The sequence below is a fragment of the Brasilonema sp. UFV-L1 genome (assembly GCF_012912105.1).
Lineage (GTDB): Bacteria > Cyanobacteriota > Cyanobacteriia > Cyanobacteriales > Nostocaceae > Brasilonema.
In genome coordinates this window covers 1-22,145 of record NZ_QMEA01000149.1, presented here as the reverse complement: position 1 = coordinate 22,145, position 22,145 = coordinate 1, and the positions used below count along the sequence as shown (strand labels likewise).

Genomic DNA, 22,145 nt, shown 5'->3' with positions numbered 1-22,145 from the left:
TTGCTTGCTGGGATTTCCCTCATGGTTTGGTGTTACCAGCGTTTTTCCCCGCTTTACCCTTTGAGAACCAGTCGCTAGGTAGGGGAAATGCTTTCACTCCCACGCTTGGAGGGTAGGACTTTGTGTTTTACCACATCACCTACAAGGTTATACAGTTATCAAGGTTCGGTAATCCGTACATTAATTATTCGGTTATCCGTTTTTAGTTTTGTAACAGATTTGAGAAACCAAGAGAGTCATCCCAAGGCTTAGAATGGCTGAAAGCCCTTCTTGAAGCCAGTTTCGACTCAACGAATCACACGCCGCCAACCCATAACCAACGTCCGCTGGGTAATGCTTTCAAGTTTCGCTGCATCCGTTGTAGAATATCAGCCTCGTGTGGAAGTAACTTCCCGATAGTGATAAAGCCTTTGAGAGTGCGATCGCACACCTGTTCCCAAGTTTCCCTCACCCCAGCCTCTTGACGACGGCTATAGGTTCTAAAAAACACTGGATTAGCAGCTGGGGCAGTTTCTGGAAATGTTGCACTCTGACGTTTTTTTTCTAGCTCACGAACCATAGAGAATCAAGCCTTGTTGCTCACCGACATAGATTATGACTATACGCCAAGTCAATCAGAGGGTAAAGATTGAAAAATTGCTAGATTTGCGCTGCGTGTATGGTTAGACTCTTTGCAGTATAATTTTCCTAATATTTAGCTGTCACATCTTTAATTTGCACACAGTCCACAGGCAAAACGTTTGCCAGTACACCTGTTTACTCTTTTTGAATGTTAGCGTAGCGTGCCGTAGGCAGCGAATTTTGAACTTTGAATTTTGAATTAGTTCTCGCCCCTTGGCGTTCTCCTCTCGCCCGTGCTCTTCATCGTAACCGTAGTCAGCCATACTCGCGCTATTTTCAACTAGCAACTGTCCAAACTGATGGACGTCCAGCTAATCGTACTGTTGTCTTTCGCGGATTTCTAGGCGATACCAATTTGCTCAAAATCATCACTGACTCACGTAGCCAGAAATTCGACCAAATACTCCATCAACCTTGGGCAGAAGTTTGCTGGTACTTTACAGTGACGCGTGAACAGTTCCGCATTGCGGGAGAGTTGTCTGTTATCGATGTCAATCATCCAAACTCACAACTGCAACAAGCTCGTCAGATGACATGGCAAGACCTTTCAGACAATGCTCGTGTACAATTCGCTTGGCCCCATCCTGGAAAACCTAGAGATAATCAAGAAACTTTCTTATCATCTTTAAGCGATCCCAATACTCCTCTAGCTAATTTTTGTTTGTTATTACTTGATCCAGTGCAAGTAGATCACTTAGAATTGCGAGGCGATCCCCAAAATCGCTGGTCTTATCTAAAAGATAATTCTCACACATGGTCTACGACTGCAATTAATCCATGAATAATTCCTGCTTTTTTTAAAGTTTTTTAACTTTATATCAGTTATCAGTTATCACTGTGTACTGTGTACTGATATAAAGTTTTATTGCCGCCTCATCTCCTCCACTTCTACTACAGTCAAGCTAAGTGCCTGTGCAATCTGTTCCACACTCAATCCCATTTCCAACAACTGAGGTACAGCGTTTAATCTTGCCTGTCGTTCTTGATTGGCTTGTTGTTGTTGGGCATCAGCGCGTTGTTGTTCTTGGTTAGCCCGTTGTTGTTGAGCTTCCTCTGGTAACAAAACAACATTACCCGCTTCGTCGTAAAACCTAAGCCAAGCAGTATCATCATTTTCTACCAAGCCATTCCAAGTCCCCACCCATAAACCCAAAGTCTGACACCATAACCACCCCTGTGGATTTGCGGTAATTGGTTGGTAGCCTTTATCGCTATCTAAATGCCATCCTTGTAATGAATTAACTTTGAATGGATGAAAGACAAAATAATCTTTGGTTTTAAAAACCTGTTCGTAAAGCCGCTTCTTCGTTCCTAAATCTTGGGCTTGTGTGGAATCAGAAAGTAACTCAACAATAACATCAGGATAACGCCCATTTTCTTCCCATACTACCCAACCCAACCGCGTTGGATCATTTTCTACATCCAACACAACAAAAAAATCAGGTCCCTTAAAATCCCTGTTTCTTGCTTGTTTGCTGCTATAGTAAACGAACATGTTGCCGCCAACAAAAAAGTCGGTTCGTTCTGCCCATTGATATTTGAGAGAACGAATCAACAAATTCATGGCAACGCGGTGGCGGTTACTTTCCAATGGTTCTCCGTCGTCAAAGATTAAATCCGTGGGTGGCATGGGGGGTTGCCACTCTAAGGAGTCGGTTGTCGAGTTGGGAGGTGCTTGGGTAGTTTCCGGTGACATAAAGTCCACTTGATTAATTATTAGGACTTTTGTTGTGATTTTATCGCAGATGCTTGCGCTAGATATTGCTTATGTCTGGTTAATTAAATACCAGAGCCATCCAGGAACTCTTCTATTATCTTATTTTCCAAAAGGCAACAAGTGCGAGTTTCTGAAGATACCTCATCGTTTACCATGTGGGAATCTGGGAAGTCAGGTGTTTGCAATGATAAGTTAACAGCAGGAACTACAACTTTTTGTTTTTGCTGTGGTTGTTGTAAATGTTGAATTTGTTGTTCAAGGTGTTCAATGCGGTCTACTAAAGCACGTATCACTTGGGCTTCAGCATCTGGTAAACTTCCGTGTTCAAGTGGGTTGACTCGAACACCAGAGCGATAGATAATTCTACCAGGAACACCAACCACAGTACAATCTGCAGGTACGTCGCGCAAAACAACTGAACCAGCGCCAATACGGACATTATTACCAATTTGAATGTTACCTAGTACCTTGGATCCGGCTCCTACCACAACATTTTCTCCCACGGTTGGATGGCGCTTACCGCATTCTTTTCCTGTACCGCCAAGAGTAACACCTTGATAAATCAGAGTATAATCTCCCACAATTGCCGTTTCCCCAATCACCACACCCATACCGTGGTCAATAAAAACACTATTACCAATTGCGGCACCCGGATGGATTTCAACTCCAGTGAAAAATCGAGCTATGTGGGAAATCAGTCGAGGAATAAAAGGAATGCCAATGATATGCAACCAATGAGCCAGCCGATATAATATTAGGGCTTGTAAACCGGGGTAGCAAAACAATACTTCCAACCAGTTACGAGCAGCTGGATCGCGTTCAAAGATGATGCGGAAGTCAGCAATAAGTGTAGATAGCACGGTTGTTGTACCCTAGTTCTGCCAATTCATTAAAAAGAAGTTAGTTGTTAGCAACCAATAACTCATAATTGATGAGTTTGCGAGTTCTTTGTTCACCCACACTCTATCTTAGCGTCCTGGGTGTCATGAATGAAAATGATAAAAAAGCAGGAGAAGAAAAGAAGTCTTCTCCTGCACCCTCTGTACTTCCTGTACCGTAAATAGCTACAGCTTGGCTTGTGGAAATTTCGGCATAAAATTAGGGATTGAATTGGAAAAATACGCCGCCTTTGAGTAATTCTGTGTCGTTACCATAACTACTCATGGTAAGCGATCGCAAGTTTTGGAAAAATGGCTTACCCAAAACTTCCACAAACTTCAAAATGGGCAGTTGACGTTCTAAAATGTCGTGACTCTTTGTCCAATCGATATAGATGTAGCCTTGGTTCGGTTGAGGGATGACAGCGATACTCTCATTAAAACGAGGATTTGTCATTAAGGAATTATCCTTGGCTGTTAAAGCTTTATCCATTGCTTCAATAGAGGAGGCGAAAATCTCGTAATTTCCTACATCAGCACGCGTTCCTAGAACATTTGCCTCAATTGTGAATAATTCTCGGTCTTTTGCTTCACCAGATGTATTGACAGCAGTTGTTAACTGTGTCCAAGCAGAAATTTTTTGTTCGTCTAAGGGAAAGGAACTCAGCGACAGCCCTTGAGATGAGGCGAGTGTATCTAAACGAGAAATTGCTGCGGGTGTCTGTTCCGATTTTTCTGCCACAAAAATCCAATCGAAAGTTGTTTGGTCCTGACGGGGTAACAATCCTATGGCGTATTCTCCTTGCACCCAGTTGAAAATATCTTCTTTCCAGTTTATACCCCAACGTTTTTGAACATCTGTCAGTGGGAGGAATAAAGATGTCACATCTTCTGTAGAAGTAGATAAAGCGGCTGTCAGTTGTTGCCAAAGTTGTCCTAAGTCACTGTCACCCAAACTGTTTAAATTCGCTCCTGCGACTGCTAAACTTGCTGAAGCCGGGATATACTGCAGTGCATCCACAGGTTTAGACAGTTGTGCGATTGGAGGTAAAGTTTCCTCGTTCCCAAGAAAAGCAGTTTCAGCTAGCAATCCGTTGGAATTTGAGACTAAGGAAATAATTTGGTTGTCATAGGTTTGAGCATCACGTTTTAGCCCTTGCCATTTTGCTACTATGGGGAGATTCAAAAAAGCCACAGCCTGTGCTTCTTTAGGCAGTTGTTGAATGACTTTTTGATATTTGGCAGAACTGGTCAAATTGAGGTCAAAGACTTGTACATTATTAATTGCCTCTCGCAATACTTTTGGATGATTGGCAAACAAGACAAAGCTATTGCCTACAACAGCACCAGCAAGACTATTTTGGTTTTTGATATCTTCTGGCTGTAGAGACGTTGAAGGAATCTGATTGTCAGAAATCAGCTTCACACCTTTGTATTGTTCTGTTGTTAAGTTTGCCCCAGCCAATACCCGCTTGGAAAACAATAACTTGACAAATTCACGGCTTTTCTCTGGTTGAGTGGTTGTGAGTGCCATGAGATACCCTGGTTGTTGTCCGTTCTCAGAGTCGTGATCAATATCTAAGGTTGTGACAGCCAGTGTGATTTCGTTTCCTAGCCAAGGTTTAATTTCTTGTTGGTAATCTATACCCGTATTAGCGAGTAAGCTTGTTTTTATTTTTGACAGTTCCCCATCACGCTCAAACGCTTGCAAGCGTTCTGGATTCACCAGCATTGATCCCATAACTGGTGCTTGTTTAGACACGAAAATGGCAGCCTTTGATTGTCCAGTGGGAGCGATGCGGGTGAGTGGATTTTTGGCAAAGCCATTACAAGCAGTGAGTCCAATCAATAGCAGCATGATAGTACTCGCCGCTAGAACTCTGAAAAATAAGCGTTGCATCATAGTTTTTACACATACCGTTAGGCGTATAAACACATATAGTTAACCACCTATCGAATATCGAAGACAGTTCTGTTACATTAGTTTAGTTTTAAAATCGACATCACGCGCATCTTTATAGATGAATTATTACAGTTGATGGTTTATCATTCTCACGACGAGTTCTAATTAAATGGAACCTCCTTTGAGTTCCTTTTTCTTCTTCGATAAATCACCAAAACCTTCTACACAACCAACTGGTTCTGCTGCTTTCAATGCATCGTCTAAATCTTGAAGTTCAGGGCTTGAAGTTGAGGGCGCTATGCAAAAAATTGCAAATTTCAGTTTCTTTGATCACAAAGATTATCAAGGTACTTGATTCCCCTACCACCCCAAAGGACAAAGATTTCTGCAAATATAATATAGTATGTGATTTTTATGAAAACTTCATGGTAAGTAAACCTTCCCAACCATCGATTAACCAAATTAGCGTTGAGGAACTAGCACAACGCTTATCTTCAAAAGAGCCAATTCAACTAGTAGATGTGCGTGAACCACAAGAAGTGGCGATCGCCCACATTGATGGCTTTGTCAATTTACCTCTGTCTCAGTTTCCTGACTGGGCTGATGAAGTCCATATCCGCTTAGATCCTGACGCTGAAACCCTTGTACTCTGTCATCATGGCATTCGTTCTGCTCAAATGTGTCAATGGTTAGTTGTTCAAGGGTTTACAAACGTCAAAAATGTTATCGGTGGAATAGATGCTTACTCAACTTTGATTGACCATTCAATTCCCCAATACTAACTGCTTGTACAAGCAAAGGATATGTTGTCAAGCTAGGACTGACAATTCCAATTGGTCTTTGATATCGTCTGCACAAGCTAGGATAGTCTTAAATGTTGACTGAAAAATTTTAGTACTTTACCTGCGTGCCTGACTTGGCTCTCAGGAAATTCGTAACTTCAAATACAGAGATTTCAATCAGCTTATGCAAGTATGCATAAGTGGGGGGCTAATTTACTTAAAAAATCCAAAAGCTTTTTGAAAGCGGTTATGCTGTATTAACAGCAACTTTACCGAATACGGTACTGAATCTTTACTTTTGTTTACTTCACTTCTACTTATGATTGTAGAAGTCAATAATTTCTTCTCAAGATTTACTACTATTAATCCCTTTTTGGAGTTGTCTGTAGGAACTTTTTCAAACTTTGCTTAAAATTCGGCTTCAGTAAGAAACTCCTTATGCCAGTCAATCTCACAAATCGTCAGCAGCATATACTTTGGGCAACAATACGTCATTATATAGCCACAGCGGAACCTGTTGGTTCTAAAGCTCTTGTTGAAGAGTACAACCTTGGGGTTAGCTCAGCAACAATTCGTAATGTGATGGGCGTATTGGAAAAATCTGGTTTACTGTATCAACCTCATACCTCTGCCGGACGTGTGCCTTCCGACTCTGGCTACCGTATTTATGTTGACCAGCTAATCACACCTTCCGAAACTTTAGCACGAAAGGTAGAACTTGCACTACAGAAGCGGCTGAAGTGGGAGGATTGGAGCTTAGAAGCTCTCCTACAAGGAGCTGCTCACATCTTAGCAACTTTAAGTGGTTGCATTACCTTAATTACGATGCCACAAACTGCGACAGCAGTCTTGAGACATTTACAATTGGTGCAAGTAGAAACTGGACGAGTCATGCTGATTGTGGTGACGGATGCATATGAGACACATTCAGCATTGATGGATTTACAGACGACTCAAGAAGACTCACAACCCGATGCAGAAGTCATCGACCGCGAGTTACAAATTGTCTCTAACTTTTTGAATAGTCACTTGCGCGGGAAAAGCATAACTGAATTAGCCAACCTGAAATGGAGTCAATTGGATCAAGAGTTCCAAAAATATGGAGAATTCTTGAAAAATTCACTTGCAGAACTTGCTCGTCGCACTCTCACACCATCTGCAACACAAATTATGGTTCGCGGTGTTGCGGAAGTTTTGCGTCAGCCAGAGTTTTCGGAATTACAGCAAGTGCAAATGCTCATCCATCTGTTGGAAGAAGAACAAGACCAACTGTGGCGGTTAATATTTGAAGAACAATCAGAGGCTGAGGAAGTGGGTAAACCACGAGTCATGGTTCGTATTGGTGCAGAAAATCCTTTAGAACCCATACGCACTTGCTCGTTAATTTCTTCTACTTATCGACGAGGTTCTGTATCATTAGGTAGCGTGGGAGTTCTGGGACCAACGCGTCTAAATTATGAAAGTGCGATCGCAGTCGTGGCTGCTGCTGCTGATTACCTTTCAGAAGCTTTCAGTTATTTCAATCCCCAGTAGAAGCAGTAGGTTTTTATAAAAAGACAGCACATTATACCATGCAGCGATGATGGTAAAACAATTCGTGAATTCGTCAAAACTAGCTTAAATAATGGTCAGAAAAATTACTTTTGGAGCGCTATGGCTAGGACTGATTGTCTATGCCTTTTTCTTTGCCCCTCCTAATCAACCTGATACATTCGAGTTGATTAAAAACCTTTCTACTGGTCAATGGCAAGGAATTAACCCTTTAGTTATAGCACTCTTCAACATCATGGGCATCTGGCCTATGATTTACAGTTGCTTGGTATTTATTGATGGTAGAGGACAAAAAATTCCTGCTTGGCCTTTTGCTTCTGTTTCTTTTGGTGTTGGGGCTTTTGCCTTACTACCTTACTTAGGTTTACGGGAACCAAATCAAAAGTTTCCTGGCAGCAAAAATGCTTTTCTAAAAATACTAGATTCTCGCCTCACAGGAATTGCTTTGGCTATCGGCACAGTTATTCTAGTCGCTTATGGTGTAGGACAAGGTAATTGGGGAAATTTTGTTGAACAGTGGCAAACAAGCCGTTTTATTCATGTGATGAGTTTAGATTTTTGCCTGCTTTGCTTATTGTTTCCAGCTTTGTTAGGAGATGATATAGCCAGGCGGGAGATAAAAAATCCTCAGTTGTTCTGGTTGCTTGGATTGATTCCACTGTTTGGTCCTTTAATTTATTTATGTATACGTCCACCTTTAAAAGAAACAGGTGACGAGATAATACAGGCTCAGCAACAAAGCGCCATAAACTAAGATTATGAGTCGAAAAATTGCTCTTTGGTTACTGTGGGTTGGATTTATCGCCTACCTTTTGTTGTTCGCTCCTCCACTGCATTTAGAGGAAACTCTGACGCTACTCAAAAATATTTTTACTCTCAATTGGACAGATGTAAATCCAGTGATCCTCTCTTTATTTTCCCTTGTTGGCATCTGGTTGTTCATTTACAGTGCTGTTCTGTTCTTTGATGGTAGGATGCAGTGGATTCCTTTCTATCCTTTTGCAATAGCGTCGATTGCTTCAGGTACACTTGGTCTAATACCTTATTTGGCTATGAGGGAAGACAATCAACAATTTTCTGGACAGAAGGATACTTTTTTGCAGTTGTTGGATTCTCGCTTTTTTGGTATCGGTCTGAGTTTAAGTACTATAGGTTTATTCGCTTATGCTTTTCTGGGGGATTGGGTAGGGTTTTGGCAGCAGTTTTTAGGCGATCGCTTCATTAATGGTATGAGTTTGGCATTTTGTTTGTTTTGCCTACTTTTCCCAATCGTCCTAGGAGATGATATGGCGAGACGGCGTTGGAATAATCCTCAAATATTTTGGGCTGTGACACTCGTTCCTCTGATTGGTCCACTTGTGTATCTTTGCTTGCGTCCGCCGATATTGGAAAATGTTGCTCAATCGCTGCGGTCATAAGTTACTATCCGACAAGTTATGAGTGTGAGTCTAAGAGAAGTCACTCGCTAGCCCCTAAGAGGGGCGCTACGCAAACGCTCAAATTCGCTCATTCGCTCATTCAAAATTCAAAATTAAGAACCACCAAAATAAATTTAGGGGCTTGAAACAAGGACGCCGTTTTCCGCACTTCGTGCCGCTCCGCTAACGCGCTATGCGTCTTTTGAAAACATTTTTTACATTCTCCATAAATAAATTTAGGGGCTTGTATCCTTTTCTTTTTCGGTCACGAAGGAAAACTGGATTCAATGTATTAGGCTTAAACTTGCACCTGAACAAGAAGGTTTAGTTGCATCAAATGTAGACTCAATTGCAGAATCAAAATTTGAGCTTCACTATGTACCAAGGGCAATTTACAACAACGAAAATGTTGTTGGTTTTCTCATGTACTGTCCTGAAATAGAAACTGAAGAAAAAGATTTATATTGGCTATTTCGATTTATGGTTGACGTTAAGTACCAAAAGCAAGGCATCGGTAGGGCTGCGCTTGAGTTAGCCTTAGGCGAAATATCCAAGAATAATTGTCGTAAGATTAACATCATATACTCGCCTAAAAATTCTGTTGCAGCAAAACTGTATGAAACTTTTGGATTTCAGCAAGTTGGAATAGCAGAAGACGGCGATATTATTGTACAAAAAAGAGTGAATAATATGACCACAGCCTGACACTGCGTTAGATTGCACTTGTGTATCTTTACCTGCGTCCGCCGATATTGGAAAATGTTGATCAACACGGAGCATTGTCTTTTATTAGTAGAGTGCGGTACACGTAAGTCCGATAGATGAAGCAGGCAGTACGTAAAAATTTTGAAGAGAAAGTTTCTTATATTGCTAAATCTGTCCCTAACATGGTAGTGACTGATTGGGGTAGCTTTCTATCAGTTGATTGCAGTCTTCCAAGCGATACTTTTAACGTGATTGTTGTACGATATTTGTCTACAACGCATCAACTTCTTAATGAGGGAGTCGGCTATTTTACTTCCAAAGGTTTTCCTGTCGCTATCTGGTATTGGGAAGACGATATAGATAAATTTGGTATCGACGCTTTGATTTCACATGGATTGGTGCATAGCGAAACTCATATTTCTATGTATGCCGATTTGGCTGACTCGTCGAATTTTGAAGTTGTTTCCCCTGAAGGACTGTTGATCAAATATGCTGAAAACGCAAGCGAGATATGACATAGCTACTCGTGCCGAATATCGCCATAGAGGAATTGGTAGTGCGATGTTTTCATATCTTCTTAGAGAAGCCAGATTTTACCAACATCGTTATGCTGTTCTCCAAGCTTCAACAGATGGCATAGGGATATATCTAAAGGCAGGTTTTACACCAATTGGAGAAGTGCATGTATTTGAAAACCGAACCCTGCAAAGTAGTCACGAAATTTGATTTCTGCTGACATGCACTGGAAGATAAGATTAGATTTGACCTATTTTACGTCAGCCTGAGATTATATCCTCTAAGATCGCGATACGCACATGCGATCAGCCTCCGGCTTATCGCCTCAGAGGTTTCCCAAAAAGAACGCTACCATACCACCGAACACTGCTAGGGCTTCCGTCCTTTATTACTGTGACGTTTTTTCATTTTTGAAGATGGCATAGAGTCTAAACTCCAGAAGCAAGGGGCATTGGTGCAATTGCCATTCTACAGTTGAGACGTTCAAATCTTTGATTAACCCAGTGCGGATATCTAGCACCCAACCATGAACCATAGGCGCTTTTCGCTCATGGAGTACCTGACGCATGATAGAAGTTTGGTAAAGATTTTTCACTTGCGCCGCAACATTGATTTCTGCCAAACGATTTAGACGTTCTTCTCTTGTTGGCAAGGAATCAATTTCGGATTTTTTTTGTAAATAAAGTTCCCGAATCGGATTTACCCAGTTATCAATAATTCCAATGGTTCTTCCTTCTAAAGCCGCTTTAATTCCTCCGCAATCGTAGTGGCCACCAACGATAATGTGTTTCACCTTAAGATGTAAAATTGCGTATTCTAGAACAGCTAAAAAATTAATATCCGTCAATGAAACTTGATTAGCAATATTACGATGTACAAATATTTCTCCGGGTTCTGTACGGGTAAAGTTTGTTAAGGGTAGACGGCTATCAGAACATCCGATATAGAGAAATGGTGGTGTTTGCCCGTTAGATAATTCATCAAAGTAATTTGGATCTAAAGCCAACTTTTGGGCAACCCAAGCCTGATTATTTCTGAGGAGGTTATCAATGCTGTTGTATTTCATCAAATTCGCTGGAGCCTGTCGTAAATATTTTAGATTTTTGACAGTTAATTATATGGTTAGCCGAACAACTTTCCTGGTTAAAATATTCTAAAATTGAGCTTTTTTCAGAAAATTGATAGAAGTGCTGTATATACCAACACGGTTACTGTTAAGAATTGTTGGTAACAATTCCATACGTGTAGAGACGTTGCCCTCCGGGGAGAACCTCCGGTTCCGCTTCGCTAACGGCAGTTGCTACAAGTCGGGGAACCCGGACGCCAGATACCTACGGAGGGAAACCCTCATCAAGTACTGGCTCCCCAACGCACTGCCTCACATGCAACGTCTCTACATTATTTGGTATTCTAGTATTTCTTTATAGGTTGAAATTCACGTAGCGACATTTAAGAATCCCGCGTGTTTCCAACCGAGGGGGAGATATCAAGGCGATCGCTTCGCTGCTGCCTTCGGCAGATCGCTTCAACATATGAACATCTGGCAATTGCCACCAAGGAACATGAGGAGATTCGTGATGTTCTTCATGATAACCAAAATGATAGCAGGTGAGAAATGACCACCAAACAGGACATGGAATAGTTTTGGCACGGTGAGGTTCACTATAGCCGTCTTTTGGCTCACGATGGGGTAAGAACGTACCGAAATAAAATAGCTGTAATGAACTGATAAGTGCAGGTATTGCCCAAAATAAAGTGAGATTTGTTCGGGGTATATGGAGTATAAAATAGGCAGAATTATAGATAATCGTGATGATGATCATCTGACCCCAACTTGAGTAATTCTTCATAAAATAAAGATACCAAGCAAAGAAGTTTTTATGTTCGCCGTCGTGAAAATCGGGGTCTTTTTCACTAGCGGGATTATGATGATGCATCCAATGTTTTTTTAATAGTTTTTCATAAGGTAAAAAACCATACAGTGTTAAGCATAGTGAACCAATAAAATGATTAATTTTACTATTTGCAGGAAAGACCACCCCATGCATCGCATCATGAGTTGTAATAAATAATCCTGTGTAGAGAAATGCCTGCCAAAATACAGCAAGCGATAAAGTCAAGACATTAAACTTAGAAATATTGACAGAAAGTAATAAAATCAAGCTGGTTAGCCAAGTTGCAATAATGACAATAGCAATGACGATTCCTGTGATAGATTCACTGGAAACTTTTCGTTGAGGACTGGTTGGTTTTTCTAATGCTTGAATCACGGTTGTAGACGGTTGTAGTTTGTTGTGGGTGAAAGTTCACAAAATGAAGCTCATGGCGAGATACACTAGTAGTTCACAAAACCACTTCATCCACGAGTGTGAGGTACAGTGGCAAGATACGAACTTTTCCTATAATTCCCTGACTTTGTTTCATCGAGTTGCAAAGCACTGTGTTGTTGTGCTTTGGGCAACATTAGTCTCAAATTATGTAGAAATATTAATTTACTTTAATAATTACACACAATTGCCATACCGAAAAGTTTTTTCGTCTACGGGTTGGTATGGCTGTCATACAGCAAAATTTTAGCTGCCGCCCCTAAAAATTTGGTCGGGGGTCTAACACGAAAAAATCTGGCAGCCTTAATAAGAACGAGTACCCGACTAGCCCCTAAGAGGGGCGCTGCGCAAACGACCACTAATAAACAAGAAGAAGGCTGCCAGATTTTTAGGGGACAATGCTAGGGCAGGCTTATTAAAAACTCGACTAACGACAACAATAACTAACTAACCAGGAAGCCTGCCCAAATTTTTTACGTGTAAGACCCCGTGACAATTGGGGCATCTTACGGCTTCAACGTTGACTTCTTACCCGTTAGTTGTAATTCGGCACCGCAGTTTTTCCGGGTTTGGTGAAACGGGAACAGCGACGAAACTCGCAGGCTCTTGTGGTATACTTGAACCATCTTGACCCTCACTGCCGTAAGCGAGAACCAAGCTAATAAGCACAGGTTGCAAGAGCAAGTTATGGGTCTTGGGAACCAGGACTCCTGCCCTAGGAGGGAATGTAAGACCAATAGAGCGACCGCGTTCTGGAGGCAGTTCCCGATGAATTGGGAAGCCCACACTGTACCGGAGGTCAGTGTGTGGTAGTTCACAGAAATATTCAGAACCCAGAACTCAGAGTGTAGAAGAGGTTGGCTGTTGTGTCTGTAGTGTCAGCTTATATCTTTAGCTGAGTTCTGGGTTGTTTTAAACTAGTGAATAAGGTTGAGTACGTCGCGCAGAACGCTAAAGCCGTTAAGATCCCAAAGAAGATAAGCGATAAAACCAATCATTGCTAAGCGACCTTGCCAAAGTTCAGACTGTGGAGTAAAGCCAAACTTAACTGCGTTGCGATCGCTGTCGTTATATGCCTTCTCAGTAGCATCAGTAGGATAATTTCCCATGATTAAGTTTCCTGAAGTCTCTAAATGACACTTTTCATAGTAGTGATCCTCCTAGTGTGTACTATCTCTCTGCAGTGTCAAACCGTTAGCTAGTCCAAAGGATGAGCTTGTGAGTCGTTAATTTAAAGGTTTGTAGTACAAAAGGTTAATAGGAGTGTGATGAACCTGCCAAATAGAGGATTTTTCGTGTCATCAGGTTGTAGTCAAGTATACTAAAAAAATTTAAAGATTAAAAATCTAACGCTAGTCAGAAGGTTTATGAAATTTTGTTATTCAAAGTAATAGATAGGAAATAAAGTTTTTAATTGAGAATATGGCTCCTACAGTACTTATAACAGGTGCTTCCCAGGGTATTGGCAAAGCAACAGCATTTCTATTTGCTCGCAAAGGATATGACTTGGTACTGACTGCACGTCATTTTGATGATTTGGAAAGTGTAGCACAGGAGGTGCAAAGCCTAGGTTGTTCTGCACCATTGACGCTTGCGTGCGATGTTAGAGATTCATCGCAGGTAGAAACACTTGTGGAGAAGGCTTTGGATCACTATGGTTATATTGACGTACTACTTAACAATGCGGGCATTTTCGCAGAAGGACCAGTGGAACAGTTTTCTCTTAGCGATTGGCATGAAATCATAGACACTAATTTATGGGGATATATCCACACAATTCATGCCCTTTTGCCTCATTTCATCCAACGAAGAACTGGAACTATTGTAAATATTAGTTCCATTGGCGGTAAAGTGCCTACCCCTTACTTAGTGCCTTACTCTACTAGTAAGTTTGGTGTCACAGGTTTGACTGAAGCGCTACACGCAGAATTACAGCCAAAGGGTGTTCATATTTGTGGAATTTATCCTAATCTGATTAAGAGTCGTTTTCTGGAACGAGCTGTTTTTCGTGGTGAGGATGACCAGGATACGAAATCCCGTCGTGATCAGATGAACAGCGTCCTAGAAATTCCTGCTGTGGAGAAGCCTGAGGATGTGGCAAATGCTATCTGGGACGCTGTTAAAAACCATAAGTCTGAAGTCTTTGTTGGTTCGGCGAATTTGTCGCAAGCGTTTTATCGATTGTTTCCAGGTTTGATTCAGTGGGTTTCTCAGCTTGCTTTGAAAAATAAAGATAAATAAAAGCTAAAGAGTAAAGAACTTACTTAAGATGACTCGCATTCACGTTTCGTCACAAAATGTCGGTAGCGAAACATTGCTTCTAACTGGACTTGCACAAGCCAACCACTCACAAATTCCACAGGTTGTCCGCCAGGCATAGAAAAGGAAATCTCATCAGTTAACCTGGTTTGACCGTTTTCTGGTTGAAATAAATGTCGATGTACCCAAGAATCAAAAGGTCCAGAAATTTGTTCGTCGGTAAACAGGTGATACTCTTCGTATTCTGTGTGACTTGCTAACCAACGCAAAGGCAATGGTCCCAAAAATAGGCGAAACTCAGTAATAGCACCCTTACCCAGTCCTCCTTCGCGACGAATCACTTGAACGGGCTGCCAAGGTGGAGTCAGCAGTTGCAAAACATCTGGTTTTTCGTGGAATTTCCAAACAACTTCCACCGGTGCATTAATGACTGATGAATATTTGAAGTGCAGCATCTCAACAATTTTCGATTTTGTCTATATAATAATTGCTAGTTGTTAGTTAAATTTCTTAATAACTACTAACGACTATCACTTACCATTCTCTATAAACTATCACCAAAAAAATTTTAATCTAAATTTTAATCTAAAATTCAATAGAAAAATTTATTCTTCGTATTCGGTATCTATCTCTACATCAAGAGTTTGTTCATCAATCCGTACGTAGAGAATGTTGGGACGACAGCAAACTTGACAATCTTCTACATAAGACTGCTGTCCACCTGCACTCACATCGATGAAAGTGATATTCGGTTCTCCGCAATAGGCGCAGTAATATTCGGCTGTTGTTTGCATTTACACGAATTCTCCAGATATGACAAACCCCAGAGGTTCAGAAAACAACAGAAGAAGAAACTAAATCAGTTATCAGTTATCAGTTATCAGTTGCTTGATAACTGATAACTGTGTACTGTTCACTGATTTAACGCTTGAAGTTGTCTTTGGGGTGAGTTGAAATGACTAGTGGCATCAGCCAAGTGCTTTAGTAGTGTAGACTGTGGTAATGGTCCTTGCAAGTGGTTCCAAGGTAAAACTTGGTCTGTTGACCACTTGCTATGAACGTAAAAATCTAAGTCGGGGATTTGTCCTTTGAGTTGTTTGAAAGCACGTTTGTAACTACCCAGAGAATCACCGAAGTTGCGAGTCAGTTCTAAAAGATGGGAGAGTCGGCGATCGCCTCTCGACAACAAAGCCTGAATCATTGACCAATTGTAACTTTCCGGGCGAAAGTCTATTCCCTGAGGCTTGAGTTTTTTCTGTAAAAACTGTAACCGCTTTTCTGCTTGCGGATTTACTCCAAACCATTGAAATGGTGTATGTGCTTTGGGAACAAAAGTACTGCATCCTAGTGTTAAGCGTAACCCTGGCGCAGCTTTTTTGACATCGCGCATCATTGTTACGGTTTCATCTAAATCCTCTGGTTCCTCACCAGGAATTCCAACCATTCCGTAGAGTTTCAAACCAGATAATCCTCCAGTTTTCGCATTCACTGCTGCTTGGATGATTTCGTCATTGTCTAGCTTTTTATTGATAATGCGTCGTAATTTTTCCGAACCACTTTCTACAGCAATGGTAAGGGATTTTGTGTCTCGTTTTGCTAAAGTCTGAGCCAATTGTACAGTGACTGTGTTTGTTCGGACTGAGGAAATGCTCAGACGTATATCATCATATTTTGGCTGATTGATATAATCGAGCAAAGCTTCAAATTCCGGATGCTGAGTGACTGAGGCTCCTAATAATCCTAACCGATTTGTGACTGATAATCCTTTTTCTATCGCTGGAATCAGTGAACTTTCAACACTCGCAGTTCTAAAAGGTAATGTTAGATAACTTGCCAAACAAAAGCGACACATTTCTGGACAACTTCTCACCACTTCCACCATGAAAATATTTTCCCAAGCGGCTTTTTCTGTCACCACTGTTGATGCTGAGAGGACATTTCCTCGGTAAGTTTGCTTTTGCACAAGGGCGGGAATTTCTGGGAAAATTGGTTGAATTGATTTGACACCATCATCTGATGCATGATATTCCACTTCATACAAACTAGGAACATAAACACCAGAAACTTGTGCTAATGTTTTGAGTTGAGTTTGTCTATCAGCTTTTCTAACTTCTTTGTAAGCTTCGATAAAATTCCCCAGCAAAATTTCCCCATCTCCCAGCAAAATCACATCAAAAAAATCTGCGAAAGGTTCGGGGTTGGCTGTGAGTACAGGACCGCCACCAAAAACTATGGGATGATTATTATCTCGGGTATTTGCTCTGATGGGAATTTCCAAAAATTCCAACAGATTCAAAATATTGACATAATCGAGTTCCCACGACAGAGAAAAGCCGAGTAATTCTGGCTTTCTTGGGAGTTGTTCATGAGTGTTGGTGAACAAACGACTCACCTGTATATCAGAACGCATTGCTAAAGTTGCCCATACTACCTGATAGCCAAGGCTAGTGATACCCACACTGTACTCGTTGGGAAAAGCAAAGATGGTGGGAACAGCATCACTGTCTGGGATGGCGGGGGTAAATAAGAGGCGTTCAGTAGTAAATACAGAAGATGTCACAGGTGAAATGCAAGTAGCAAGTTTATCTATATTTTATTTTAAGCCATAAAATAATGAGTTGGAAAATGAATGTGATACCGTTAGCAAGAATAATCGGCAAAGCCTTTAGAGAAATTCCATAAATTAACCATAAAAATATACCTGTTGTGAAAGAAATAAGCATGACAAAAGAAACATCTGTTGCTGATTTTGTTCGCCATGTTCTCAACATCTGCGGCACAAAGGACAATGTTGTTAATGCTGCCGCAATTGAGCCTAATATGGTAATCCAATCCATAAAGATGCAACCCTTATAATATCTGTTTCAGATTCAAGTACAATCCAAATCTTCTACTGATTTACGAACGAATCTCTCTAGGATTTTCTGACATCATACTCCATGACGAGTCAACCACTCATGCTCATATGAAATAGTATTTAAATCTACTCAAAAATCAGTTTTTGTTTGAGTCCATTTTAATGGACTTCGCTTATTAGGCTGGAACTTACAGTCCCAGGCGGACGAGAACAGAAATAATATGTTTAGACTATTGATATAACAGTCATAAGTTATTTGTGAAACATGAGAAAACCGGTTTCTGGCAGAAACCGGGTTTGGTAGACTCCAGCAATTTACGCGCTGCGCCCAGGCACTTTCACACAACTCATAATCGGATTGCTATATTTGGTTTACCAGGTGCAAGATGTCAGTTTATCAACAGAAAAATCCAAATCGGAGAACTCATCGGAAACATTCCAAACTTTCCCAAAACCTCCTTGATTTGGAGAACGAAACTACAGATGAATACTGATAGATACAGATATAACTTCATCTGTGTTTTTCTGTATCTATCTGTAGTTGTTAATGTTATTTTTCATTGAATTTGGCACTGTGAACTGTCAGCAATCAATCAAAAATGTGGTTCATGACAACATCAAAGAACCTTGCATTGCCCATGATGCCGTAACAGATGGTCGCATAGCACTAATGCTACCATTGCTTCAACCATTGGGACTGCACGCGGTAAAACACAAGGGTCATGACGTCCTTTCCCTGCTAGAATTGTTTCTTCACCCTCATTCGTGACTGTCTTCTGTTCTTTTCTAATAGTTGCTGTTGGCTTAAACGCGACACGTAAGATAATATTTTCACCGTTGGAAATCCCGCCTTGAATCCCACCAGAACGGTTGGTGACAGTGCGAGTTTCTCCTTGTTCATCTATATAAAACTCGTCATTATGTTCAATACCAGTCAGCAATGTCCCCGCAAAACCTGAACCAATTTCAAAGCCTTTACTTGCTGGTAGAGACATCACAGCTTTAGCAATATCCGCTTCCAATTTATCAAAAACCGGATCGCCTAAACCTTTCGGCACATTTCGCGCCACACATTCCACCACGCCACCAACAGAATTTCCTTGTCTGCCAGTTTGTTCAATTAATTCAATCATCCGTTCTGCGCATTCCGCATCGGGACAACGGACGATGTTACTTTCAACTTCTTCTAAAGTCACGGTGTTCGGGTCAACACCGCCTTCCAAATCTTTGATACGCTTGACGTAACCAATCACTTCGACATTGGCGACTTGATGGAGGATTTTTTTGGCGATCGCCCCTGCAGCAACTCGTCCAATTGTCTCCCGCGCCGATGATCTCCCGCCACCTTGCCAATTGCGGATACCATATTTGGCGTCATATGTCGCATCTGCGTGAGAAGGGCGATACTTAAACGCCATCTCATCATAATCTTGAGAGCGAGTGTCTTTGTTTCGTACCAAAATTGAAATTGGTGTTCCTAGCGTTTTGCCTTCAAATACCCCAGAAAGAATCTCACAAGTGTCCGTTTCCTTGCGAGGCGTCGTAATCTTACTTTGTCCGGGACGTCTTCTATCTAGTTCTACTTGAATTTCCTCAGCAGAAATTTCTAATTGCGGAGGACAACCATCAATCACAACTCCCACACCGCCGCCGTGGGATTCGCCGAAAGTGGTGATGCGAAACAGATGCCCAAAAGTGTTGCCCATAATATTGAGGAAGTATTGTCAAGCGCCTGTATTATACGTATAACATTTTCTCATCGCAAAGCAAAATCGGTTTTAACCCAATCGGTGGGGTTCGTGCGATCGCGATGACTCGACGCGTTAGTTAGCTTGATCGTTTCCAACTAATCCGATTTAACCCAATCGGTAGGGTGGGGATGGCTCGAAACCGGCAATTCTCTGGGAATCGTTTCCAACTAATCCGATTTAACCCAATCGGTAGGGGCGCTTCTAACCAGTATGTCACTGCCTTAGCTCTATCGTTTCCAACTAATCCGATTTAACCCAATCGGTAGGAGTTCGCAGATTTTGTTCTTTCCAGAAAAAATCTCCTTTTGTTTCCAACTAATCCGATTTAACCCAATCGGTAGGGTTGTTCTTGGTTCCACTGCAAACGCTCAAACACAACAACAAGTTTCCAACTAATCCGATTTAACCCAATCGGTAGGGTCTAATTCTAATTCGAATGCGAGCAACGGAGCAAATAATCGTTTCCAACTAATCCGATTTAACCCAATCGGTAGGGAACTAACAACCAACAAGGGGACCAGAACTGTATTGGTTTCCAACTAATCCGATTTAACCCAATCGGTAGGGGGGAGGTATGATTATTACTAACCGAATGGCTTATGAATGCGTTTCCAACTAATCCGATTTAACCCAATCGGTAGGGAGTTAGGAGAAAGCAGTCTTCAATGGTAACCTCTCAGTTTCCAACTAATCCGATTTAACCCAATCGGTAGGGTAGCAGAATTTAGCACTTTGCTAGCTTTAGCAGGTGTTTCCAACTAATCCGATTTAACCCAATCGGTAGGGAAGGAAGTTACAATGGGGACGGCGGGAACGCCCGAGTTTCCAACTAATCCGATTTAACCCAATCGGTAGGGGAGTAATCCGCGACGGCTACTAAGTTTGAGCTTTAATAAATAGTTTCCAACTAATCCGATTTAACCCAATCGGTAGGGTAATTTTGAAGTTTGCTCCTACAGGTCTATTAATTGCGTTTCCAACTAATCCGATTTAACCCAATCGGTAGGGCCTCTTTTTTGTTGTAAGATCTAACTTGTCGAAGTAGATCCAAGTTTCCAACTAATCCGATTTAACCCAATCGGTAGGGTCCGAAGAAGATATAGAGTCTACAGACTTCGGGAAGTTTCCAACTAATCCGATTTAACCCAATCGGTAGGGCGTTGGTGGATCAGCAATGACTGGTCAACCTACCGTTTCCAACTAATCCGATTTAACCCAATCGGTAGGGGGTGATTCTTATAGAGTTTAACCTAAGGGACCTAACCGTTTCCAACTAATCCGATTTAACCCAATCGGTAGGGTGACCAACTTTATGCTAGTCATCAAGCTCAACAGTTTCCAACTAATCCGATTTAACCCAATCGGTAGGGCACTCAATCATACGACCAGTATGGAGAAGTTACAAACTGTTTCCAACTAATCCGATTTAACCCAATCGGTAGGGCTCTATCTGAAGTGATGTGGCCATCACAGCAGTTTCCAACTAATCCGATTTAACCCAATCGGTAGGGTTCTTTGACATTACTAGTGACAGTCCTGGACTTGGGTTTCCAACTAATCCGATTTAACCCAATCGGTAGGGCAAATCGCTCTAGCTTCTATCGGTTTATCTGCTGGTTTCCAACTAATCCGATTTAACCCAATCGGTAGGGCTGCATATGCCCAATCTACTGGTACAGTAGAAGTATGTCAAAGTTTCCAACTAATCCGATTTAACCCAATCGGTAGGGAAGATCCAGACGATGACGGTAAGGATAAAGATGACAAAGGTTTCCAACTAATCCGATTTAACCCAATCGGTAGGGTTGAGACATGTACTAGTGTCCAGAATAGAACTAACTGTTTCCAACTAATCCGATTTAACCCAATCGGTAGGGTCGACGTTATTGGAGATGATGAAGCATTATTTGCGATGTTTCCAACTAATCCGATTTAACCCAATCGGTAGGGGCAATTGCAACATTAGTGCCAAAGCAGATCCTATCGTTTCCAACTAATCCGATTTAACCCAATCGGTAGGGCTTTGACTAAGGGCACAACGGCTGACACCGTATGGTTTCCAACTAATCCGATTTAACCCAATCGGTAGGGTTTTAATGGAAAGATCTCCATCTAGAAAAGTAACAAGTTTCCAACTAATCCGATTTAACCCAATCGGTAGGGTTCCGCAACTACTTTAGCGGGAACTAAACCATTTGGAGTTTCCAACTAATCCGATTTAACCCAATCGGTAGGGCATTTCATACAGCAGTGCCAAAGCAGATCCTATCTGTATCGTTTCCAACTAATCCGATTTAACCCAATCGGTAGGGGAGCAGAGAGCTTACCTCTCTCAAACTTTCCGGTGGAGTTTCCAACTAATCCGATTTAACCCAATCGGTAGGGAGTTCGTCTAGCAGCCCTTGTCCAGTAAGGATTTGGGCCGCCAAATCGACACCACTCTAAAAAACATTATATATGTTGTACGAAATTGAGCAACACACATACCTCAAACGCTTGCCCTACAAGCAATCGACACCACTCAACGAGAAATATAGGGTTTGGTGCGATTTGGCGAGTGGTGTCGATGCACCACCTAAAAATCACCCTTAATCTTCCCCAAAGCTAGATAACATAATATCTTTGACTACAAAAAAGCATCCCCCCTTTCCGAAGGATGCTTTTTATTTAAGGTAGAGACGCGATGTATCGCGTCCCCATGTTATTCAAGATTAACCGTTAATCGCAGGAGCGCTAATTGCAACAGGAGCTACATCACCACTAGCTAAGTCCAGAGGGAAGTTGTGAGCATTACGCTCGTGCATAACTTCCATACCCAGGTTAGCGCGGTTGAGCACATCTGCCCAAGAACCAATCACAC

Annotated in this window: 22 protein-coding genes, 1 pseudogene and 1 CRISPR repeat array; of the genes and pseudogenes, 10 read left to right on the top strand and 13 right to left on the bottom strand. The window is 41.6% G+C overall.

What is annotated here, in order from left to right; all coding sequences use genetic code 11:
- Nucleotides 1–295: 295 nt before the first annotated feature.
- On the bottom strand, nucleotides 296–559 hold the full coding sequence (locus tag DP117_RS28775) for a hypothetical protein (RefSeq protein WP_169221628.1): 264 nt from the start codon (nucleotides 557–559) through the stop codon (nucleotides 296–298).
- Between the two features lie 249 nt (nucleotides 560–808).
- Here DP117_RS28775 and DP117_RS28770 point away from each other — a divergent pair, with 249 nt between their 5' ends.
- Entirely contained in the window at nucleotides 809–1,402 is a 594-nt protein-coding gene (locus tag DP117_RS28770) for an Npun_F5749 family FMN-dependent PPOX-type flavoprotein (RefSeq protein ID WP_169221627.1), read from the top strand.
- Nucleotides 1,403–1,483: 81 nt separating this feature from the next.
- Here the strand turns inward: DP117_RS28770 and DP117_RS28765 are convergent, their stop codons facing one another.
- The 3 genes from DP117_RS28765 to DP117_RS28755 all read right to left on the bottom strand — a co-directional run bounded on the left by DP117_RS28765 (nucleotide 1,484) and on the right by DP117_RS28755 (nucleotide 5,119).
- Complete coding sequence (locus tag DP117_RS28765) at nucleotides 1,484–2,317, bottom strand: Uma2 family endonuclease (RefSeq protein ID WP_169221626.1); 834 nt, start codon at nucleotides 2,315–2,317, stop codon at nucleotides 1,484–1,486.
- Nucleotides 2,318–2,400: 83 nt separating this feature from the next.
- On the bottom strand, nucleotides 2,401–3,198 hold the full coding sequence (cysE, locus tag DP117_RS28760; protein ID WP_169221625.1) for a serine O-acetyltransferase: 798 nt from the start codon (nucleotides 3,196–3,198) through the stop codon (nucleotides 2,401–2,403).
- A gap of 238 nt (nucleotides 3,199–3,436) precedes the next feature.
- On the bottom strand, nucleotides 3,437–5,119 hold the full coding sequence (locus DP117_RS28755; protein WP_169221624.1) for a DUF3352 domain-containing protein: 1,683 nt from the start codon (nucleotides 5,117–5,119) through the stop codon (nucleotides 3,437–3,439).
- 425 nt (nucleotides 5,120–5,544) lie between these two features.
- On the opposite strand from DP117_RS28755, the gene DP117_RS28750 reads away from it, so the two are divergent.
- The 7 genes from DP117_RS28750 to DP117_RS28720 all read left to right on the top strand — a co-directional run bounded on the left by DP117_RS28750 (nucleotide 5,545) and on the right by DP117_RS28720 (nucleotide 10,301).
- Nucleotides 5,545–5,901 carry a rhodanese-like domain-containing protein gene (locus DP117_RS28750; protein ID WP_169221623.1) on the top strand — a complete coding sequence of 119 codons (357 nt, stop codon included), beginning with the start codon at nucleotides 5,545–5,547 and terminating at the stop codon, nucleotides 5,899–5,901.
- Nucleotides 5,902–6,339: 438 nt separating this feature from the next.
- Nucleotides 6,340–7,434: a heat-inducible transcriptional repressor HrcA gene (gene hrcA, locus DP117_RS28745; protein WP_169221622.1), complete on the top strand. Its 1,095-nt coding sequence runs from the start codon at nucleotides 6,340–6,342 to the stop codon at nucleotides 7,432–7,434.
- Nucleotides 7,435–7,525: 91 nt separating this feature from the next.
- The gene (locus DP117_RS28740; protein ID WP_169221621.1) at nucleotides 7,526–8,206 is read left to right on the top strand and encodes a DUF2834 domain-containing protein; all 681 of its coding nucleotides are present in this window, start codon (nucleotides 7,526–7,528) and stop codon (nucleotides 8,204–8,206) included.
- A gap of 4 nt (nucleotides 8,207–8,210) precedes the next feature.
- Complete coding sequence (locus tag DP117_RS28735) at nucleotides 8,211–8,870, top strand: hypothetical protein (protein ID WP_169221620.1); 660 nt, start codon at nucleotides 8,211–8,213, stop codon at nucleotides 8,868–8,870.
- 282 nt (nucleotides 8,871–9,152) lie between these two features.
- Nucleotides 9,153–9,575, top strand: a complete 423-nt coding sequence (locus DP117_RS28730; protein WP_169221631.1) for a GNAT family N-acetyltransferase — start codon at nucleotides 9,153–9,155, stop codon at nucleotides 9,573–9,575.
- 116 nt (nucleotides 9,576–9,691) lie between these two features.
- Nucleotides 9,692–10,090: a hypothetical protein gene (locus tag DP117_RS28725; protein WP_169221619.1), complete on the top strand. Its 399-nt coding sequence runs from the start codon at nucleotides 9,692–9,694 to the stop codon at nucleotides 10,088–10,090.
- Nucleotides 10,065–10,301: a GNAT family N-acetyltransferase gene (locus DP117_RS28720; protein ID WP_169221618.1), complete on the top strand. Its 237-nt coding sequence runs from the start codon at nucleotides 10,065–10,067 to the stop codon at nucleotides 10,299–10,301. Before DP117_RS28725 ends, DP117_RS28720 begins: the two co-directional genes overlap by 26 nt.
- Nucleotides 10,302–10,479: 178 nt before the next feature.
- Here DP117_RS28720 and DP117_RS28715 read toward each other — a convergent pair whose 3' ends face one another.
- From DP117_RS28715 to DP117_RS28705, 3 genes are all read right to left on the bottom strand, one after another.
- The gene (locus DP117_RS28715; RefSeq protein WP_169221617.1) at nucleotides 10,480–11,157 is read right to left on the bottom strand and encodes a carbonic anhydrase; all 678 of its coding nucleotides are present in this window, start codon (nucleotides 11,155–11,157) and stop codon (nucleotides 10,480–10,482) included.
- Nucleotides 11,158–11,512: 355 nt separating this feature from the next.
- Nucleotides 11,513–12,358: a beta-carotene ketolase CrtW gene (crtW, locus tag DP117_RS28710; protein WP_169221630.1), complete on the bottom strand. Its 846-nt coding sequence runs from the start codon at nucleotides 12,356–12,358 to the stop codon at nucleotides 11,513–11,515.
- A 977-nt stretch (nucleotides 12,359–13,335) separates the two neighbouring features.
- Entirely contained in the window at nucleotides 13,336–13,527 is a 192-nt protein-coding gene (locus tag DP117_RS28705) for a high light inducible protein (protein ID WP_169221616.1), read from the bottom strand.
- 313 nt (nucleotides 13,528–13,840) lie between these two features.
- Here DP117_RS28705 and DP117_RS28700 point away from each other — a divergent pair, with 313 nt between their 5' ends.
- Nucleotides 13,841–14,659, top strand: a complete 819-nt coding sequence (locus DP117_RS28700) for an SDR family oxidoreductase (protein WP_169221615.1) — start codon at nucleotides 13,841–13,843, stop codon at nucleotides 14,657–14,659.
- 23 nt (nucleotides 14,660–14,682) lie between these two features.
- On the opposite strand, the gene DP117_RS28695 is transcribed toward DP117_RS28700, so the two are convergent.
- From DP117_RS28695 to aroC, 5 genes are all read right to left on the bottom strand, one after another.
- On the bottom strand, nucleotides 14,683–15,132 hold the full coding sequence (locus DP117_RS28695; RefSeq protein ID WP_169221614.1) for an SRPBCC family protein: 450 nt from the start codon (nucleotides 15,130–15,132) through the stop codon (nucleotides 14,683–14,685).
- 150 nt (nucleotides 15,133–15,282) lie between these two features.
- On the bottom strand, nucleotides 15,283–15,471 hold the full coding sequence (locus tag DP117_RS28690; RefSeq protein WP_169221613.1) for a CPXCG motif-containing cysteine-rich protein: 189 nt from the start codon (nucleotides 15,469–15,471) through the stop codon (nucleotides 15,283–15,285).
- A 119-nt stretch (nucleotides 15,472–15,590) separates the two neighbouring features.
- Nucleotides 15,591–17,237 (bottom strand): radical SAM protein, encoded by a 1,647-nt coding sequence (locus DP117_RS28685; protein WP_169221612.1) that lies wholly within the window; start codon nucleotides 17,235–17,237, stop codon nucleotides 15,591–15,593.
- A 22-nt stretch (nucleotides 17,238–17,259) separates the two neighbouring features.
- A complete protein-coding gene (locus tag DP117_RS28680) occupies nucleotides 17,260–17,514 on the bottom strand; it encodes a SemiSWEET transporter (protein ID WP_169221611.1) in 255 nt (84 codons plus the stop codon).
- A 637-nt stretch (nucleotides 17,515–18,151) separates the two neighbouring features.
- Complete coding sequence (gene aroC, locus DP117_RS28675; protein ID WP_169221610.1) at nucleotides 18,152–19,240, bottom strand: chorismate synthase; 1,089 nt, start codon at nucleotides 19,238–19,240, stop codon at nucleotides 18,152–18,154.
- Between the two features lie 132 nt (nucleotides 19,241–19,372).
- A CRISPR array of direct repeats spans nucleotides 19,373–21,670; the repeat unit is 36 nt; unit sequence GTTTCCAACTAATCCGATTTAACCCAATCGGTAGGG.
- 72 nt (nucleotides 21,671–21,742) lie between these two features.
- Here aroC and DP117_RS37085 point away from each other — a divergent pair.
- Complete coding sequence (locus tag DP117_RS37085) at nucleotides 21,743–21,877, top strand: hypothetical protein (RefSeq protein WP_282440331.1); 135 nt, start codon at nucleotides 21,743–21,745, stop codon at nucleotides 21,875–21,877.
- Between the two features lie 119 nt (nucleotides 21,878–21,996).
- Here DP117_RS37085 and DP117_RS28670 read toward each other — a convergent pair.
- Nucleotides 21,997–22,145, bottom strand: a pseudogene (locus DP117_RS28670) (photosystem II q(b) protein); the annotation flags it as partial.

Bases quoted from the DNA above. Each gene is read 5' to 3' on its own strand.
- DP117_RS28750 (WP_169221623.1), top strand. From the start codon at position 5,545: ATGGTAAGTAAACCTTCCCAACCATCGATTAACCAAATTAGCGTTGAG.
- DP117_RS28755 (WP_169221624.1), bottom strand. From the start codon at position 5,119: ATGATGCAACGCTTATTTTTCAGAGTTCTAGCGGCGAGTACTATCATG.
- DP117_RS28695 (WP_169221614.1), bottom strand. From the start codon at position 15,132: ATGCTGCACTTCAAATATTCATCAGTCATTAATGCACCGGTGGAAGTT.
- DP117_RS28735 (WP_169221620.1), top strand. From the start codon at position 8,211: ATGAGTCGAAAAATTGCTCTTTGGTTACTGTGGGTTGGATTTATCGCC.
- DP117_RS28720 (WP_169221618.1), top strand. From the start codon at position 10,065: ATGCTGAAAACGCAAGCGAGATATGACATAGCTACTCGTGCCGAATAT.
- aroC (WP_169221610.1), bottom strand. From the start codon at position 19,240: ATGGGCAACACTTTTGGGCATCTGTTTCGCATCACCACTTTCGGCGAA.
- DP117_RS28775 (WP_169221628.1), bottom strand. From the start codon at position 559: ATGGTTCGTGAGCTAGAAAAAAAACGTCAGAGTGCAACATTTCCAGAA.
- hrcA (WP_169221622.1), top strand. From the start codon at position 6,340: ATGCCAGTCAATCTCACAAATCGTCAGCAGCATATACTTTGGGCAACA.
- DP117_RS37085 (WP_282440331.1), top strand. From the start codon at position 21,743: ATGTTGTACGAAATTGAGCAACACACATACCTCAAACGCTTGCCCTAC.
- DP117_RS28740 (WP_169221621.1), top strand. From the start codon at position 7,526: ATGGTCAGAAAAATTACTTTTGGAGCGCTATGGCTAGGACTGATTGTC.
- DP117_RS28680 (WP_169221611.1), bottom strand. From the start codon at position 17,514: ATGGATTGGATTACCATATTAGGCTCAATTGCGGCAGCATTAACAACA.
- DP117_RS28725 (WP_169221619.1), top strand. From the start codon at position 9,692: ATGAAGCAGGCAGTACGTAAAAATTTTGAAGAGAAAGTTTCTTATATT.
- DP117_RS28705 (WP_169221616.1), bottom strand. From the start codon at position 13,527: ATGGGAAATTATCCTACTGATGCTACTGAGAAGGCATATAACGACAGC.
- DP117_RS28690 (WP_169221613.1), bottom strand. From the start codon at position 15,471: ATGCAAACAACAGCCGAATATTACTGCGCCTATTGCGGAGAACCGAAT.
- DP117_RS28715 (WP_169221617.1), bottom strand. From the start codon at position 11,157: ATGAAATACAACAGCATTGATAACCTCCTCAGAAATAATCAGGCTTGG.
- DP117_RS28765 (WP_169221626.1), bottom strand. From the start codon at position 2,317: ATGTCACCGGAAACTACCCAAGCACCTCCCAACTCGACAACCGACTCC.
- DP117_RS28700 (WP_169221615.1), top strand. From the start codon at position 13,841: ATGGCTCCTACAGTACTTATAACAGGTGCTTCCCAGGGTATTGGCAAA.